Raw genomic sequence first — 18,743 nt, forward strand, 5'->3', positions numbered from 1 at the left:
ATGACGATTCACTGCACATTCTCAACATTACTGTAACTCCACCTTTGTCTTCTTTGCTAAAACATCCACAATATCTTTCATATCTCTTTGCACATAAAACCAGTAAACACTGGTAATGCAAACATATACAAAAAATGCTACGCCAACCACCTTAATCCATGAACGAACACTTGGCACAAACCCCTTAGGTGGTCTTGTTTGTGTAAACGCAAAGTTTTCATCAATCAGATATTTGCTTTGTTTTGTATCATCAGTAAACAGCATTTGATGTAAATGTGCTTTATATTTCATTGCCGCTGATTTGGTTAGTTTACCCTTAAATCCAAGAGACAAAACGAGAAAATATAAGCGGATATGTTCTCTTGTATAATCCAATGGATTGTCAATAAGTTTTTTGAGATTTTCAACAAACTTATCCCCAGAGTTTTGACTATTGAATAACTGGTGCTCCAACATGTTTTTTTTCCAATCTGTAAACTTTGGAATAAACAGCTCGTCTGTTAAAGCGGCTTCCAGGTAAATGCCTTCTAGAATCTCATCATTTTCAGATGCAGCTTCTTTTTGATCTCTTAGAACTTTTAGCAACTCTACTTGCACTGTCTCCATAGACTCAGAAAGGTTGTTGTAAACCTTTTGTAACACCAAGTAATAACGCTTAAAATTTTCAATCAACATGCTTCACACACCAAAATATAGACTCAGGAAGCTCTTTATCAATTGGGTTGAATAAAATCAGCTTTTTATTGTTAAATACATACTTCTCATCAATCTCAATTTCCACAAGTAAATCCCCAACATCAAACAAATCATCTGGATATTCTGAAACTTTCAAAATACGACGCTTTGCACCTGTAATACGTTCGCTAATTGCTGTATCCAACATAGAGTCTGAGACAATGATTGTATTATTCACCCAATCTGTTTTTGTGTCTACCTCTTCTTTAAACGTGACAGAAAGCAATAATTTATTTTTAGTTTCATCAATATGCACACTGAACACATTTTCATTTTCATCCAACTGAATATATTTGTACGTTTCTTCAATTGCCTCAAATTCTTCCTGGATTTTTGAAAACAAATGACCAAATGCATAGTCTATATCATCATGCTTATATGGTGGAACATTAAAGGCAGGCTTTAACATTTGCAAAGGCGATAACCTACCAACAATATCACATAACACTTGATATCCTTGGAAAGGATGCATATGCGAATGCCCTAATAACATCTCCATCAGCGGTAAAATCTCTTTTATTTTTGTGAGAACTAACGATACATAAGGTTCTTTTTTTGTTCCAATCACCTTTTCATATTTTTTCATCAAAAATTTTTCTTTTGTACGGCATAACACAATTAATTTTCTAATGTTCATTAAAAATGATTCGCTATCTTCAATAGCAAAACATGGGAGTGTGAATGGTAAGCGGGTAAACACATCACGTTTACATTCAAGCTTTGCTACAGGGATAGAAACAAACCGTGGATTCGGATGCGCTGCCACATATAATGTCACAACAGGAATAAGTCTTGATATAGGCAAAAGATTTGATTGATCTTCAAATGATGCCACAGGCTCTGTATCTTGCACTTGATATCGAGGTGTTTCTTTATTGAGCGGAGACACATCTTTATTAAATGGCACAATCCCCATCCAAACTGTTTGGTGAGATTTTGCATGTGTAGAAAACTCTTTGAGTGAGATTTCAATAGAGTTTTTGATACTCACCATTTCACCATCGGGAAAAATTGCATCAACTTCTTTTATGGTGAAAATATCTTTTGATAGCGCAACATCATCAATCTCGATATTAGACACACCGTATGCATAAGGGGTGAGAAGTTTGAACTTGGTTGCTAATGTTTGCTTATGTCGTAAATCCTGCTGCTCGAAATGATGCGGCGCTAGCATCATACCCTCGTGCCACCCTATCGCAGGAGAGATGTTAAATTTGTGACCCATGTTTCAAAATCAAGCACTACTAATTTATCGTAGCAGGAAAAATTTTTGGGATGCAAATGGGGTGAAAAAACTATCAATTAACACCGTTAAGTCAGCTGGAGTATGAACGTCTCCTGGAGCATCAAGTCCTTCACATAACTTGCATGACTTTTCCACCATTACCAGCTTGATCTCCGGTAAGGCTTTCAACTAGCAAGACCTTCCCACCATTAGCAGATCCGTTTAAACGAGCAGAAGATGAGCGGTCAGATACGCCATCTGAAACTTGAGAAGTAAGAGGCGCATCTATTAAAGGAACAGCACTAGGTAAAGAACACTTAACAAGAGCTGAAATAAACTCTGTATATGAAGATGTGTCTATGTCTTTTCTCTGTTGCTCCTCTAAAGCTACGCAAGCTTTTTGAGCTTCCAAATGGCATTGCCTATCCTTAAAATTGCTTATAGCTGCATCAAAAAGAGCCTCGAAGAGAGCTTCTCTTTCTAAAGGGCCATCGCTAAACTCAGGATGCGCCTGGATAGCAAAAAAATGTGGATGAGAGGGTATTTCTATAATTTCAGGTAGCCCGGCTCCAAAACCTGAAAATACTAACCCATCACCTAATATACGGCTTTTATGAAGTTCAGGATCTATTCCAAAGCGATGTCTATGACGTCTTTTGATTTCTCCAGTAAACACCTCAACAGCTTGACCATTTTCACTCGCTTTCCTATTGTGCTCTTGATAAATTCTATGCACTTTCGTACCTTTAGTTAGCTGAATAACCATCTCACCCAAGAACATATCATGCTCTTGTTTTGATGTTTCGCTTCTCAAAGTCTCCCTGTGTACTACACACTCTCTAAGAGGTTTGATGAGCATTAGCTCATTCTCTCGTTTTATTCTATCTAATTCTGCCCTAAATTCCTCTTCAGCTTCAATTTTAATTACTTCTTTTTTCTCATCCAGCTTTTGCTGAATAAGCGCTTCCAAAACTTCAGCTGACCTCTCTTCTGTTAAAGCTTGCTCAACCTCAGCTTTAAAACGCTTTCTAACATTTTCTTCAATTTCATCTTTTACAAGCTCATAAGCATGGGCTTTTTTCTTTAAGACATTTTCCGCATATTCAATAAGCGCTAGCTGAGATCCAAAACATATTCCAAAATAAGGAGTTCCACTCTCACGAGCATACTTAATAGCTTTTATCATACCTTTTGTTCCTCGAGCTCCAAACCCTCCTGGAACAATAATTCCATTAAATTGCACAAACCTTTGACGAATGCACGCATCATCCAAATCTTCTAAATCCTCACCCATCAATGGAACAACCTCAACCTCATAACCCGAGGCATTGGCGGAATTTCTTACGGCGCTAAATACAGATCTGTAGGCATCCTCAAAAACTAGTTTACCAGTTCCGTTTTCGCGTTTAAAATACTTCCCAACAACAGCAATCTTAATTGGAGCGCCTTTATTTCTAACCGAATTACTTCTATCAATCGCTTTCCAGTTTTCCAAATTTGCCACAATCCCGTCTTGATCAGGATCTTTCAATGGAACAACCCCCATTTGCCTCAAAAAAACAGGAGCAAATTCTTTCAATTTTGTCTCAGGAGCTGCACGTCCCACTAAACCAGCTGCGCATAAATACTCAAAATATTCGAAAATTCTTTTTCCCACTCCCCTTTCTTCATATAAGATAGGTAGCGTGTAAAGATTTGAAACATTAGATGAATCTATTATCAATTCAGGCCTTAAAGAAGTTTTTAAAGCTATTTTAGACACCACTTCAGCAGTTAAGAGCATTTCAGACCTGCAAAATAACAAGTTTGGATTTAAACCTAACTCAGCAAGACTTTCAACAGAGATTTGTGTAGGTTTTGTTTTTTGCTCACCTAAAATACTTGGCACCCAACCTACATGAACAGACATCATTCTTGCAAATCCTAAATCTTTCCTCAATTCAGAAAAAGCTTTAAGAAAAAGTGCCGCTTCACTATCTGTTAAAGCACCTCCAAGCTCGCAAACCAAAAAATCACTTGCCTCTTCTTCTGGACCTTTATCAAGCATCACGCGCAAAATTAACTCTTTGATAATATCAACCTTATGAGAATCTTGTATCGTGCGACCTGCATAGTGACCTAAGCGCTGCCTTGCTTGAAATATATGATCGACAATTCCGTTCGTTAAAAAATCGGCAACTATGCCTGAAAAATCTTGGTAAGTCTTTCCATCTAGATCTGTAACCCTACCCTTTGGAGTTAGATAAGATTCTCCGTGATCGTCTGGCTTCATGTCACTCGTATCCCTATTGTAATAAGGGTCTACTTTCATACCTTTAACTTTGTACCCTCTAGCTATTAAAAGATTCATCACGCTGCCTGTAACCACTCCTTTTCCTAGTCCAGATATCCCTCCTCCAGTAACAAGCATTAAACGGGTCATAAGGCGTTGAGCTTGTGAAGAAGATTGCATAGAAGGCGTAGATCTTAACTCTCCTGCATCAAAAACACAAAGGGTTTCAATGATAGCTCTATAGTTAAACGACCTATCTCTAATCAAAGATTCGGATTCAAAATCCATTTCAGCGAATAAAAAAAACAAAAAAACTTTAATTTAGATTTTCCCAAGAAATTCTTGCAAAAAAAAATAGGTCTTGTCAATTTAAATTAAAAACTATTTAAAAAAACTTAATGAAAGCGACCTGCTTGACTATCAGAAGCCCTACCTAAAAACAAACCTACCAAATCTCCTGATAAAGCCTCTATCGACTCAGGCAGATCTGGACCATCAAAAATCATAGACTTTGGACCTGAAAACCCTTCGGTAGCATAAACATCAGGAGTTATTGAAGGGCCTATTATTGCTGATCGAAACACAAGAGATGTCAAGAAATTTCTACGAATCAACTCAGTCAAAAGAGGGGTATTTGTCCCCACTCTGTAAAATTTTTGAAGTCTTTTATCGAATTTTAGGCGCTCAAAATGCACCACTTCCATTTTAAAGTTAGGCGCATCACCACCTTGAGCCACTCTATCTACAACTTGCTGTCTAGCCTTTTTTACATCATCTATATAGCGAAGGATAGGATCTACATTATCAGTTCCTATAACTCTGCAAACAATAAATTGTGTGCTATCACCTGTCTCCACAACACCCCTTATCATGCTATCAATAAAATCTTGGATACTTCTAGTATCGATAATAGACTTAGATTCTCCAGCCGGCTTTAACATCACGTGCTTAAACATATCCAAATCAACCCTAGTTTCACGAAAGCTTTTCTGCAAAACTTTTAGTTTTGAAGTTATTGATCTAGCAATTGCAAGCCCTTCTTCTTCAGACGCCCCTGTAACAAAAATCATATTTGTACCATTCATTAGCGCAGCTCTCTCAGGTGACCTTTCTTGCACAGTAGACTCAAAAGAACTAGTGGCAAATAAGAATAAACCAAACATAACAAACTCCAATTCGGATTTCGTACTGAATTGTAGAACTGCCTTTTAACGTTGTCAACACATTTTTTTGCAATTATTTAAATAAAGTTAATTTTTTTCACTTTTTCGCATTTTAGGGGGATGCGGGTCTTTACAAGGTCATTTTCAGCCAATTTTCATCTTTGCATTTTGTTTCAAAATTTTATACAATCGCCAAATTTTTGAAAATTATATACCTCCATCCTTGGATGGCCACACTACGCTCGCCATGACTATCCGCACTAGCCCAAAACACTTTTCTGTGATATAATGTAACCAAGAAATCTTATAATACTAAAAGCAATGCTTCCACACTCTGACACCATTGCATACGTGCATTTAACACTTGCACCCAACAAAATTCACGTATCCTGCAATTATCATCATTTTTCCAGTGAATACACGCTAGAACAGGATAATTTCCTGTATGATAGCGCTCTTAAGTGTCACGATTACTTTGAGCATATCTGCAAACATCTCCTTAGAAACCACCAACATCCATTACACAAAAGTTACTATAAAAGAGATGATCAATTGCCTTATGCCAAGGCTGTTGTTATCACATGCTCTCCAGATACACCGAAATACTGTGACCCTGTCTGTGCACGCTTAAAGGAAAGCTTTCATTCCGTCTTGCACAAATTTCTTCATATTTTTCAACTCTATTTTTGTGAGAAACATGCTCCGGTATATTTTCACACAAACTTCTGTCGTCACCACCACTGCTATCTAAATGCACGTGTATTGTATGATTTGTATGAAGACTTTAGTGATTGCATTTGCCCTATCCCTTTGAATCTTTCTCTGAGGGATTCTTTGACGTGCGAAGAATTGAAAGAGTTTGCTCATAAATTCCAAAAGCCTGATCATTATGAAATTCAAGATATTCATGAACGAAAAGCATGTTATGAGGCAGCGCCTGCACCAAGTTATGTCCATTGTGAGCATGACTGCAACACAGGTTATGAAGCATGTCCAGAGGAAAATCCTAAGCAGAACAAAGGAGGCGATACCGATCCACACCAATGTCGTAAAGACTGCTATGAGCCAAAAGCAGAAGATCCTTGCAAAGCGAAATGTGATGAAGGATATGAAGCAGAGAGTGATAAGACTGAAGCTTGTGAAGGCGAAGGTCATCAGACTGAGAGTTGTGAAGGCGAAAGTCAAGAAGCTGAGGGCTGTGAAAGTGAAGCGCAGAAAACAGAAGAGTGTTGCGATGACTCTGATAACCATCACGAAAATGAATCCACATGCTGCAATGTATATGAAATTCCACCAAAATCCCGCCCTGTTTTAACACTTGGAAAATGCTTTAATTGGGATTCATTCAAATGTGAAGATGGTACTTATAAAATAGACCTCTCTCAAACTGGACGTGATTCTAAGTCTCCGCGCTTAAACGCAGCAGCGCGTTTTGTATTTAATAAAGACGGTATTATTGCATGGCGCTCAGATTGTCATGGTGTAACAACGGTTTGCATGGAAACAGCTGATCAGCTTATTGATGCGCTAAATGACCCATTGCAAGTAAAGCTACTGATAGATGGACGTAACTGCAGCGAAGGTTAATTCTAATGAATCAGTGGCATAATGAAATACTGAGCATGCTTACTCTCAACAATCAAAGAATCATAATTCCCTTTCATGAAAAACTTAAACTCAGCATCTTTTACATAACGCGTTATATCCATAATGTAATTAATGTTGATGACAATTTTTAAAGGCTCACCTTTGTACTCTACTGATAAACTTTCTTCAGCTGCCCCTAGATGTTGGCTTTTTGCCTTCAGTGTTAATTGATCGGCTTCAAAATTTAACGACACATGACACTCTGTTTCAGACAACACCAAAGCAATGCGTTCTAATGCTGTTTTGAATGGGTCTGCTGAAACGATCGCCATGTTTGGATGATTTTTCATAATAACTTTTTGATAATCCGGATAATTCCCCTCTAGTAAACGAGAGCCCAAAACTACCTTGATGCCATTACTTATAATCTCAAACTGAATGCGTGCCTCAGAAATATGAATTTCCACTTCCTGATCACTGTCTTCAAGAACCTTTTCAAGCTCCTGTACAGTTGTTTTTCCAATTACACAAGGTGTAAAAGTCTCACTGAATGTTTGCTTTGATTTTGCATATGCTAAACGATGAAAGTCTGTAGCAACACATGTCACGCTTTTTTCTTCATTTTGATGAAAATACACACCATTCAATATGTAACGCGCTTCATTTGTACTCATATTAAACGACACATTCTTTAACAGATCTAAAAGTTCTGGCGCCTTCATGGTAATAACTTTATCAAAAGGCATCTCTGATATATCAGGAAATTGCGTCGCTTCCATAGTTGGAATACGGAACTCTGACTTCTTGGTTTTAATATATAAAATCCCTTTTCTTAGACAGCAATGCACCCTATCATCTCGATCAACCTTTTTCACAATGTCATGCAATAGCGAGGCAGGCGCGCACACCACACCTTTTTCTTTAATTTCAGCATCAAACGTCTCTTTAATCACCAAATCCATATTTGTTGCGGTCATTGTGATTTTCTCGCCCACAATAATCTTGATATGTGATAAAATCGGCACAAGGTTCTTTTTTGTCATTACACCGCCAACGAAAGAAAGTGCCTTTTCTAATGTTTTTTGAGAAACGCTAAAATCTAAAGTTACATTAGATATTTCTGGAGCTACTTGCTCTTTAACTGCGGGTTCAGACATGATGACAATAAGTGTGCGTATTTGTTATATAGTATGTCATATGACATGTGTTTTATGCAATAATTTATTAAGAAAATAGCCCAGCGCCACAAATGTCTCAAAAGAAAGTTTTTATCAATATCGCCCCTCTTGTGGATGTTATGCTCGTGCTTCTTATTATTTTCATGATCACATCACCCATGATGCATACAAATATTGATTTAGAGCTCCCAAAAACAAGCAACGAATCAACTGCAAGTCCCGACATTGTAACAGTTTCTGTCGCAAGAAATGGCGCGCTCTATATTAACGATAAAATTGTCGATATCAAAACGTTAGGGTCTACATTAAAACAACGCGTTAAACCGCAAGATCCGTTATTATTCAAAGCAGATAAAAATACACCTTATGATAAAGTTTATGAAATTATAAACGCTCTAGTTAAAGCAGGATATTCCAAAATATCACTGAGTGCACAAACTAAATGAAAAAACAACTTTTATTTTCCCTCCTTCTGCACTTCTCTCTTCTTTTTCTATTTGGTGTAGATGCAATCTTTCGACAACAAGGTGTTGAAATACCCAATGACACAGCGATCATGGTCAATTTTGTTAAAATTGGCAAAGTCTCACAAGCGCCAATAATTGGAACGAAAGCACAAACCACCAGTTCCACCAAAAAAGAAGTAGCTAAAGTAGAACAAAAAAAATCCAAAGACGGCATCAAAGAAAAATCTGTAAAAAAAACTAAAGAATCTACCAAGCCCATTCAACTCACACCAAATGACGCGCAAAAGGCTAACAAATTTGGTCTAGAGCTTGTTACCTCAGAAGCCTCACTGATTATTTCAAAACTCAAGCAATTTTGGAATCCGCCTGAAATTGCCGAAAACTCAGGCGTAAAAATGCGTGTCTTTTTAAGGATTGATGAACATACGGGAAAGATTTTAAACTATCATATAAAGGATCGAACAGGCCCGAGTGAATTCTATCTTTTATTCGAAAATCGCATTATGCAAACAGTAAGAAACCCTGAGATCAATTTCTTAGCACTAAGTGAAGAAACAAGAAAAATGTTAGGCAAGCGAGGGCTTGAAGTTATATTTGAAGCAAATACAGACACATGATGAAAAAATGCAGTGCAGCCCGTCATGGCGAAACCCTGAAGGGGGTGTGGCCATCTATCCTAGCTCACCACATCGCTACGCTCCTCGTGATGACAACCGTACATAAAGGCACGTTATGAAGAGGTGGCCTTTTATCTTCTTTGGCATTCTAATAACCCTCCCGCTTTTCGCCCCCTGGATTCACAATGAAATGTTATCAAAGCTTTTATATGGCACGCGTACATCCCTTGCTTTTGGACTTCTGCTTACCATTCTTGGAAGTATTCTGGGGATTATTTTTGGCACATTACAGGGATATTTCGGAGGAAAAACAGATATATTGATTGGTCGCCTTATCGAAATATGGGCAAGTATGCCAAGTTTATTTTTGATTCTAATGATTCCTGCACCTACAGTTACAATATTGATTTCCATTATGCTGTTTTTTAATTGGCTCTCTCTTGCAAACACCATAAGAATCGAGTTTTTAAGAGCTCGTACATTGGATTATGTCATTGCGTCTCAAGCATTGGGGCTGCACCCCATTAAGATTATTATTAAACACATTCTGCCTAATGCATATATTGGCGTTAAATCACACTTCCCTTTTATTTTTAATTTGAGTCTTGTACAACTGGCATCATTTAATTTTCTAAGCAATTACAAAACACTATTCCAACACCCATCTTTGGGCGATCTTTTGCTGCAAGATAAATACTTTCAAACACCCTGGCTCACTGGAAGTATCATTATAGTTATGACACTCACATTGAGTTTGTTAATTTTTATAAGCGAGGAGTTAAATTACTATGCTTCAAGTTCGTAACTTATCTCTTAGTGTTAACAAAAAAAAGCTGCTTCATAATGTAAATTTTGATATCCAGCCGCAAGAATTTTTTACGCTTATTGGTGAAAGTGGCTCAGGCAAATCTATCACATGTTTATCTATTCTGAATTTATTGAACGCAAACTATACAAAAAATAGTCAGATTATATTTCAAGGTAAGAATCTCCTCACACTCAACCAAAAAAATTTACAAAACTTAAGAGGTAAAGATATTGCATATATCCCCCAAGAGCCTTTGCTTAATCCAACCGTTACAGTATATAAGCAACTTCAGGAGGTTTTTTTCTTGCATGACCTAAAGGACGAAACAGATGCCTTACTGAAAAATCTCGATATAGACTACATCACAAAACGAACTTACCCACATCAATTATCGGGAGGACAAAAGCAGAAGATCATGGTTGCAATGGCTGTTGCATTAAACCCGAAACTAATCATTGCAGATGAGCCAACAACAGCACAAGATCAAGAAAATCAACTGATGATTTTGAAACAGCTCAAAGCGCTCAAAAAACAAACAGCTGTTTTGCTTGTAACGCACGACTTTTCTCTTGTGAAAAACATTGCGAATCGTGTTGGTATTATGAAGGATGGCTCGCTCATTGAGCTTTTTAAACCTTCTCAAAAACCTAAACTTTCTTACTCGCAAGAGTTGATCTCTTCAGACCCTCAAGGCAGGCCTGTGCAATCTTTGCGTCAATATGAAAATACTATACTTTCAGTTAAGAATTTAACCTACAAAAATCTTTATAAAAATTTGTCTTTTCAGGTGACTCAAGGCAAAACGCTTGGAATTATGGGTCCAATTGGATCAGGTAAAACAACGCTTGCCTATATTTTGTCTAAAATTATTCCAATTACATATGGCGAGATTATTTTTAACAATCAAAATATCACACATTTAAAAGAAAAAACATTCCGCAAACTGCGGCCACAAATTCAGTTGATTTTACAAACCTTTGGTTTGAATCCAAAATATAGTGTTTTGAATCTTTTAAAAGAACCACATCCAGAGCTCGATGAGGTTTTATATAAAAGACTTGGATTATCAGACGAGCTTATGTCCTTAAGAGCTGACAAGTTATCAGGCGGACAAAAACAACGTGTTGCTTTATATCGTGCACTTCGACTTAAGCCAGAGTTGCTAATCTTAGATGAGCCAACCGCGTCATTAGACAAAACGATTCAAAAAGAAATTTTGTTATTGTTGAAAGAGCTTCAAAGAGATTTAGGATTAACGTATATATTCATCTCTCATGACAAGAAAGTTTTGAACTCGATTGCACATAATACTCTAAAACTTCATTACTGCCTCTAGGACAAAAATCCAAACAAAAAAATTACATAAATTGAAGGTTGAGTTACGCTCCGCTTCAAAATCATGTTTTGTTTTTGATTATACAAATTGAATCTTAAAAAGAAAACAGTGCTTTATTTATTTGCATGGAATACCGCAAAAGGTGGCGCACGAAACAGTATTGATCACCCCTTTCAGAGTTGAAATTTCCAAAGCGCTGTCTTCTCTAAAGAATCTTTTTCTAAGCTCTGCGACCGCTTTTTGAGGACCGTTAGATGGCACCTTTAACTCTATGTGCATTTTTAGCATTTCATTCAATGCGATAGAAAATGTACCTATGTTAGGTGCCGCAAATAGAGCTAGTAAATCTTTCGCAACGCATTCAATAGCATCCACCGCCACATTTGTTTTCAACTCATCTACTGCCTTCATTCTGAAACGCTTAAATGCATCTACCCAGGCCTTTCCTCCCAGTTTCCACCTCTCTTGACTTTGTGGATTTGCGTCAAAAGAAAATTCAGGGAATTTCATCTTTAAAAACTCACAAGCCTTCGGCGCCTCCTGATCAACATGACTATCATCGGCCGTAGTTAATGCCCTAATATTGTCAAATAAATCTACTCCCATAAATTTTCCAACCTTTTGAGACCCTCCATCTCCCTGCTGATCAGGCAGGACTTCGAATGCAGAATCAAACTTACTCACATCATCCATCTTTCTTAAATCTTCTGCCTTTTGTTTAATGACAGTCCCTTGTCTTTGAGCTTTCTCCTCCACCTTAGAAAACAAGGCTATTAACTTAGCTCTTTCTCCATAAAACCTCCATGCTATACCTAATTCACTAGCGGTTGGTGTAGACGCGGTAGCTGGTTCCGCATCGCTCGCAACCGCAAAAAAATTATACAAGAAAAACATAACTTATACACTTTAAAAACAATCTGACTAATTAAAACACACCAAAATCTTAAAAAATAGTTAATTCATAAATTTTTACCATAAATCTTAACTACATATAGCCATACACCGTCACCCCAGAAAACTCCTCTTTCAACTCCCCAACAATTTTTTCATGCCCGACATAGTTAGTCTTTATCCCTAAAACTTTTAACCCTCTTGTATTGCGCAAAATTTCTTTCGCATGCTCACCAAATTCCCCTTGCAAAAAAATATCCAATTTCTCAAGATAGCGCATCTCCCTCAAGGCAAAAATAAACTTTTTAAAAAATGCATCTGACATAGAGAAATAACCTGTAAGACTTAATTCTCTCAATCTAGGTACGTGCTTGAAAAACTTTAGCAATTCATTGATCAACACATCTTTGTATTGATAAAGAAATGGAGAATAGGATCCTATCTCAAGAACTTCTAATTGCTGCAGCGACCCATTGAGCGTTAAATACCCCATACCTTCTATAACCAACTTCTTCAAATTTTTGCCTGTTTTTAAGTCCAATTCAGGAGCTGATTGATTATCTAAAGGTATATTGAGTGAAACATTCAACTCTTCCAAAGAAACAGGAATGCTTAACTTCTGAATGGTTTCATCTGAATTCAGAATAACAAGCTTATTAAGCTGCAGATTTTTGAAAGCGCTTAAATCTATAAATTTAATATGCTTTATGTTTAACTCCCTTAATGATTTGGGCACTATTACAGAATCAACAAACACTTCGAGTGAATCATCTGCTTCTAAAATCAATCCTGCGCTCTTTAATTCGCTAAGGTCTAGGTTTATATGCTTAACTGACCGTTTATTTTCATCGATAGAAGTAAATTTTAACCACTTACACTTCCCACCAATCTTAAGAGTTGCTTGGGAGTTAAGCTTAGGCTGCTTTTTATCTTTTTTTTCTACACTACAAATTTCGAAGCTCTCGATGTCAGGATAAAGTGTTAAATCTAATTCATCTTCTAATATCGCCCCTGCTTCAATATCGCCAAAGGTGAATGAAACTCCTTCAAGATTTAAATTTTCTCTTAAAAACCTATCTACACTCTCAGGTAACTGACTCTCTTTATGAAATTTTATAATAAAATGCACTGTTTCAAATTTATTTTGCAACTTTTCCAAAATTCTTCTGACATAATATATATCATGACTTGAGCCAGTTACAGAGTCTGCTCGGACAATAAATTCAATTGTTAACGTTTTGATTCTTGCATCTTGCGCAAACGCCCAATCTGCTTGAGCGGCAGAATAAATATCTTGTGCAGCGAGAATAAAATCTTCCTTTGCTTCAATTTTAACTTCATTCAATACATCTACAAAAGAGCGAAATGGGGTTAAATCTTCAAGTGCATACAAAGACGCAGTGGGCAGTGAATCAGTAGAATCTCGTTTTATATTTTTAGATAACAGCAAACTTAAAGCAGGTAAAATCCATGCAACACACGTTCCAAGAAGGAGCTTTTCTATACAACGATTCGACATAGATCAGACGACTTAATTCTATGTTCTAATTATATCATCTTTTCTATTACAATGCACTCATAGTTTTTTTTAACTGCTCAATACCTGTTTTCTTTGTCACACTTGTGCAAAACTCAGCTTGCTCAACTTTAACGGTATCTTTTTTGTCGCATTTTGTTAAAACTAAGCTGCAATCATGTCCGTATGCCTGCACATAATCGATCATCATGCGATCCACATCCAAAATACCTCTGCGCGCATCTATCAGAATAAATACTTTTCGTAATGCTGGATTATCTGCGAAGTATGCATCCATAAGGTATTGCCATCTGCCTTGCATTTTCTTATCCGCTTTCGCAAATCCATAGCCTGGCAAATCTACTAGATATAACTTTTGTTTTTCATCAAGAAAATAATTGATCTGCTGGGTGCGTCCTGGTGTCTTTGAAATACGCGCAAGATTTTTTTGCCCTGTGACTGCATTAATTAAAGACGATTTCCCAACATTAGACCGCCCCACAAACGCAACTTCTTTATAAGGGTGATACTTAAGAACGTGCCCTGGGGCATATGCGCCATGTTTAAAAACAAACATAGTTTTTTTATTTAGCTTAACAGTTTTTCCACTTGCGCCAAAGCTTCTTCACATGTTTTTTTACAAACAATGCACAAATCTGCACAATCATAACATTCATAAATGCACATAAATACCATATCATTTTCCGGATTTCTATTACGCTCAATTTCACACTGGTAAGCGCACTTTTTGCAGACTTTTTCACACTCTTTCAGTTCGTCAATACAAACAGCTAAATTTTGCTGCATCTTTCTCAGCGCCTTTTTATCATCCATTTTATTTTTTGTTAAACGGCACTGTTTTAAACAATTAAAAGATTCTTGAGCGCAATTTTTGCACTTTTCTATACATACCTTAAGCATTTCTTGATGCATTTTTGATACCAAATCCTTGAGGCTGTCCTCACAATGTTTTGAGCATTTGATACATCCTTTTGTGCATATTTTACATTTTGTTGCACATCTATCTAGCATGTATTCAGTCTGAACGCCTACATCTGCATTTAAAAATAAGAAAAACATTGAGCCAATTCACCGCTGATCTTCTGTATTATTGCACCTTAAAATCCTGCAGAAAAGTTAAAATTCCTGCTCCAACAAAACATTCTTAAGATCTTGAGCAACTTTTTGCTCTATTAAGGGCTTTAAAATCTCAATAACCTTCTCTAAGCATATCTTCAACGCCTGAAGGTCGTTTGTATCAAGGGCATTTTGCAGCGCAGCAATATCATCATATGCATCACACTTATATGCTTTAGCAGCCTCTAAAATATTATGCGCTTCAATACTTTTTGCAATCCAGGTCTGCTTTTCAATATCATCTTTTGCATGTGTTTGCGCATCTAATACAAAAGCATTTATATCTTTATTAGACAATCCAAATGTTGGCTTAACTTCGACAGATATCTTCTTATTTGTTATAGTATCTGCCGCTTCAACCGTCAGCAGACCATCTGTGTCGATAGAAAATTTTACTCTTACTTTTGCGCGCCCTTTCAGCATTGGTGTAATATCTTTTAGCACAAACTTAGCTAGAGAGCGGTTATTGCAAGCCATCTCACGCTCACCTTGCACAATATGAAACTCGATTGCCGTCTGACCATCTGCCCCCGTTGTAAAAGTTTGTTCTTTTGACACTGGAAGAGGTGTATTTCTTGAAATAATTTTTTCCACTAAACCACCCATAACTTCAAGACCGATAGATAAGGGATTGACATCAATTAAAACATGCTCAGATCCATGCAAAAGCGCATAAGACTGCAACGCAGCACCTTCTGCAACAATCAGGTCTGGGTTTTTATCTGCATATATAGGAGCTTTGAAAAAATCTTCTAAGATTTTTCTTAAACCTTTGAGACGCGTCGACCCACCTACTAAAATAACGCCGTCTAATTTTGTGACCCTAGCATCACTCAAAGCTTTTTGTGATAATTTCAAGGTTTTATCAATCAAAGGTTTTGTGATATTCATTAAACCGTCATGGTGAAGCCCCGAAGGGGCTGTGGCCATCTGTTGTGGATCACCACAGCCTACTTCGTAGGCTTCGTGATGACGACCAATACCTTCCTTCATCTTTTTTGCCTCCGCAATATCAATGCTTAATGCATCCGCAATAGCTTGATCAATATCATCACCCCCCAACTGCAAATCACCAATCGTCGCTAACACTTGAAACACACCTTGACTCATGCGCAAAACTGACAAATCAAATGTTCCACCACCGAAATCATAGACAGCATACACTCCTTCTTTATCAATATTGTATGCAAGGGCTGCAGCTGTCGGTTCATTGATAATACGGCGCACATTCAAACCAGCTTTTTCTGCCACTATCTTCGTAGCCTGCCTTGCAGCATCATCAAAATAAGCTGGGACCGTAATAACCGCATGCGCAATTTCCTTATTTAGCTGCTGCTGCGCTCTTTTTTTAACATGCAATAAAATATCTGATGCTATATCTAGAGCGGTTTTTCCATCTTTAATCACTTTTGTTGCATCTGTCATGTATCGCTTTGTAGAAGAAAATATCACACCCTCATGAGACACAACCGACGGCAATAAAATACCCCCATCATCCCATTTGATAAATTGCACACCCTTTTGAGGATCGTAGTATGCTGCTAACGTATGCGTTGTCCCAAGGTCAATTCCCAAAGGAATTGCCTCTATTTTTACCTTCTTGCGAAAGGGGTTGACAATTTGCATATTTGTTGATTGTTTTTCTCCATGTTAAGCTATGGTAATACACAGATTAACAATATTAAAGTTTTGTTATTTTTTACATTATCCGCAAATGGGTTTCACTTTGGCGGGCTAGCAAATTTTGGTTATGTGCATTATGGCCCTCGCCAATCAGATAAAACAAAAAAAGCCTCTGATTCACTCAAGCTAGAAGCACTTCGAGGGTATTTTTTAGAGATTGAAAAAGGTGAAGGAATCGAAAAAGTAGCAATGGATTCAAACTTGCCTGGAACATACGAAGACAAAAAAACTATAGCAAACGTCCTATATAAACAAACTAAGTGGAACAAGATTTTTGACTGGAGTTTTGGATTATATTTAGGTTACAGGTGGGCACTTCCTCAGCAATGGTTTTTGGATTGGAACTTTTTAGATTTCTCAAAAGGTTTTTCATTCTTTACAAATTTTAGACTAGGAAAAATTTATTCAAATCGTCTATCATTTTACGGAAGCATCTCCCCATGTGTTCTTATGGCAACAGATAGCTTAAAAATAATAGAAGCATACAGAAAAAAGGATGCAAATAAAGCTCTTAAAGACCTAGATTATCTAGTTCCATTTCATGGATTAGGATTCGGAGCAGGATTGGGAATATCCTATAAAATCAGCTCTGGCGCATCTTTTATTGCTGAATATAATCTTCAAATAAGCTATTTTGACATATATAGCTCTGAAATGCTTCAGAAAAAACTCAAAAACAGCATGTCTGAAGAAGATCTAAAACAATATAATGAAATGTTAGAGCCTATCATCAAACCAGCGCTTTCTGCAGAAGCCATTCGCCATCGCATCTCAATCGGTCTAGAATTCCATAAAGCTAACAGAGATAATTAAACAGGCAATTTCGCCAAAATCTCATTCTTTTTAACCGCAAAAACCTCACCTGTTCTGCGATTTTTAATCTCAACCATTTCAGATTCTTTCCATTTCTTACCTAAAATAATCTGGTACGGCATACCCAACAAATCCATCTCCGAAAATTTAATGCCAGGACTCACATCTAAGCGATCATCCCATAACGCGATCTCATCACCTAGCATCTCATAAATTTCTTGAGCAATAGCTTCGCCTTTCAACAAATCTACAATCCCAACTTTATAAGGCGCAACAGATACAGGCCATATAATACCTCTGTCGTCATGACTCGCCTCAATAATAGACGCTACCAAACGAGATACGCCAATACCATAGCATCCACCTAATGGATATACCGGCTTACCATCCTCGCCTGTTACCTTAAAATCTAATGCCTTAGAATATTTATCACCATAATAAAAAATATGCCCTAACTCTATACCTTTTGCCGTTGCTAGCTGAGTTGCATCAACTGCATTAGGATCATGTGTTTCATCGGTTGCGGCATACAAATCTTTCAAAGTTTCATAAGAGCGATCTTTCACTTCATAATGCTTCTTATCAAAAAATAAATCAGACTCACCATGTGGTGCTAAAATCTGAAATTCATGACTCAAATCCCCGCCAATTGGCCCTGTATCCGCTTTTACAGGCACGGCTTTCAAATCTGGGACATCAACAAAAATCTCATCAAAAATCCGAATATATGCGTTAAAAACATTTTCATATGTCTTGCGCGCTGCTTCTTCCGTTAAATCAAAAGAATAACCATCTTTCATCAAAAACTCACGTCCACGCATCACTCCAAAACGCGGTCTGATTTCATCACGAAATTTCCAATGAATTTGATATAAATGCTGTGGCAAAGATTTATATGAATGCGTAAAATGCCGCATAATATCTGTCACAACCTCTTCACTCGTTGGCGCATATAACATCTCACGATCATGACGATCTTGAATTCGTAACATTTCTTTTCCGTACGCGTCATAACGCCCAGACTCTTTCCACAAGCTTGCAGGCTGAATTGTTGGCATAATAATACGCTGGAAATGAATTTTACTCATTTCTTTATCAATAATCGCTTCGATATTTTTTAATACTTTTTGACCAAGTGGCAGCCAAGAATAAATACCAGAAACAGTTTGATAAATCATACCCGTGCGGAGCATCAACCTGTGTGATGGTAGTGCCGCTTCTTTTGGAACTTCTTTTAATGTAGGACAGAATGCATATGATCTTTTCATGTGTTCAAACTCTCTTAGTCGTCATCACGAGGAGCGTAGCGACGTGG

17 protein-coding genes are annotated in these 18,743 nt (G+C 37.2%); 6 read left to right on the plus strand and 11 right to left on the minus strand.

Annotation, left to right across the window (positions count from 1 at the left end):
- Positions 1 to 27 precede the first annotated feature (27 nt).
- The 4 genes from H6850_00385 to H6850_00400 form a co-directional block, all read right to left on the minus strand.
- Positions 28 to 675 (minus strand): DotU family type IV/VI secretion system protein, encoded by a 648-nt coding sequence (locus tag H6850_00385; GenBank protein USO02444.1) that lies wholly within the window; start codon positions 673 to 675, stop codon positions 28 to 30.
- A complete protein-coding gene (locus H6850_00390; GenBank protein ID USO02445.1) occupies positions 665 to 1,960 on the minus strand; it encodes a type VI secretion system baseplate subunit TssK in 1,296 nt (431 codons plus the stop codon). The genes H6850_00385 and H6850_00390 overlap by 11 nt, the downstream gene beginning before the upstream one ends.
- 130 nt (positions 1,961 to 2,090) lie before the next feature.
- Positions 2,091 to 4,541, minus strand: a complete 2,451-nt coding sequence (locus H6850_00395) for a CTP synthase (GenBank protein ID USO02446.1) — start codon at positions 4,539 to 4,541, stop codon at positions 2,091 to 2,093.
- 86 nt (positions 4,542 to 4,627) lie between these two features.
- The gene (locus tag H6850_00400) at positions 4,628 to 5,395 is read right to left on the minus strand and encodes a hypothetical protein (protein USO02447.1); all 768 of its coding nucleotides are present in this window, start codon (positions 5,393 to 5,395) and stop codon (positions 4,628 to 4,630) included.
- 321 nt (positions 5,396 to 5,716) lie between these two features.
- On the opposite strand from H6850_00400, the gene H6850_00405 reads away from it, so the two are divergent.
- Positions 5,717 to 6,982, plus strand: coding sequence for a hypothetical protein (locus H6850_00405; protein USO02448.1), 1,266 nt, complete (start codon positions 5,717 to 5,719; stop codon positions 6,980 to 6,982).
- Between the two features lie 2 nt (positions 6,983 to 6,984).
- On the opposite strand, the gene dnaN is transcribed toward H6850_00405, so the two are convergent.
- Entirely contained in the window at positions 6,985 to 8,139 is a 1,155-nt protein-coding gene (gene dnaN / locus H6850_00410) for a DNA polymerase III subunit beta (GenBank protein ID USO02449.1), read from the minus strand.
- A 92-nt stretch (positions 8,140 to 8,231) separates the two neighbouring features.
- On the opposite strand from dnaN, the gene H6850_00415 reads away from it, so the two are divergent.
- The 4 genes from H6850_00415 to H6850_00430 all read left to right on the plus strand — a co-directional run bounded on the left by H6850_00415 (position 8,232) and on the right by H6850_00430 (position 11,388).
- Positions 8,232 to 8,606, plus strand: coding sequence for a biopolymer transporter ExbD (locus H6850_00415; GenBank protein ID USO02450.1), 375 nt, complete (start codon positions 8,232 to 8,234; stop codon positions 8,604 to 8,606).
- A complete protein-coding gene (locus tag H6850_00420) occupies positions 8,603 to 9,244 on the plus strand; it encodes a hypothetical protein (GenBank protein ID USO02451.1) in 642 nt (213 codons plus the stop codon). The genes H6850_00415 and H6850_00420 overlap by 4 nt, the downstream gene beginning before the upstream one ends.
- Before the next feature lie 190 nt (positions 9,245 to 9,434).
- Entirely contained in the window at positions 9,435 to 10,049 is a 615-nt protein-coding gene (locus tag H6850_00425; GenBank protein ID USO02452.1) for an ABC transporter permease subunit, read from the plus strand.
- A complete protein-coding gene (locus H6850_00430) occupies positions 10,033 to 11,388 on the plus strand; it encodes an ABC transporter ATP-binding protein (protein USO02453.1) in 1,356 nt (451 codons plus the stop codon). The genes H6850_00425 and H6850_00430 overlap by 17 nt, the downstream gene beginning before the upstream one ends.
- A gap of 117 nt (positions 11,389 to 11,505) precedes the next feature.
- On the opposite strand, the gene H6850_00435 is transcribed toward H6850_00430, so the two are convergent.
- The 5 genes from H6850_00435 to H6850_00455 form a co-directional block, all read right to left on the minus strand.
- Positions 11,506 to 12,282: a hypothetical protein gene (locus H6850_00435; GenBank protein ID USO02454.1), complete on the minus strand. Its 777-nt coding sequence runs from the start codon at positions 12,280 to 12,282 to the stop codon at positions 11,506 to 11,508.
- Between the two features lie 91 nt (positions 12,283 to 12,373).
- Positions 12,374 to 13,798 carry a hypothetical protein gene (locus H6850_00440; protein ID USO02455.1) on the minus strand — a complete coding sequence of 475 codons (1,425 nt, stop codon included), beginning with the start codon at positions 13,796 to 13,798 and terminating at the stop codon, positions 12,374 to 12,376.
- Between the two features lie 46 nt (positions 13,799 to 13,844).
- The gene (ysxC, locus tag H6850_00445) at positions 13,845 to 14,372 is read right to left on the minus strand and encodes a ribosome biogenesis GTP-binding protein YsxC (GenBank protein ID USO02456.1); all 528 of its coding nucleotides are present in this window, start codon (positions 14,370 to 14,372) and stop codon (positions 13,845 to 13,847) included.
- Positions 14,373 to 14,383: 11 nt separating this feature from the next.
- Positions 14,384 to 14,875, minus strand: coding sequence for a hypothetical protein (locus H6850_00450; GenBank protein ID USO02457.1), 492 nt, complete (start codon positions 14,873 to 14,875; stop codon positions 14,384 to 14,386).
- A gap of 57 nt (positions 14,876 to 14,932) precedes the next feature.
- Positions 14,933 to 16,558, minus strand: a complete 1,626-nt coding sequence (locus tag H6850_00455; GenBank protein ID USO02458.1) for an Hsp70 family protein — start codon at positions 16,556 to 16,558, stop codon at positions 14,933 to 14,935.
- 21 nt (positions 16,559 to 16,579) lie between these two features.
- On the opposite strand from H6850_00455, the gene H6850_00460 reads away from it, so the two are divergent.
- The gene (locus tag H6850_00460; protein USO02459.1) at positions 16,580 to 17,428 is read left to right on the plus strand and encodes a hypothetical protein; all 849 of its coding nucleotides are present in this window, start codon (positions 16,580 to 16,582) and stop codon (positions 17,426 to 17,428) included.
- Here the strand turns inward: H6850_00460 and H6850_00465 are convergent.
- Entirely contained in the window at positions 17,425 to 18,696 is a 1,272-nt protein-coding gene (locus H6850_00465) for a proline--tRNA ligase (protein ID USO02460.1), read from the minus strand. The two genes, H6850_00460 and H6850_00465, sit on opposite strands and share 4 nt — an antisense overlap.
- Positions 18,697 to 18,743: the final 47 nt, after the last annotated feature.

The sequence above is a fragment of the Alphaproteobacteria bacterium genome, from assembly GCA_023898745.1.
Taxonomy (GTDB): domain Bacteria; phylum Pseudomonadota; class Alphaproteobacteria.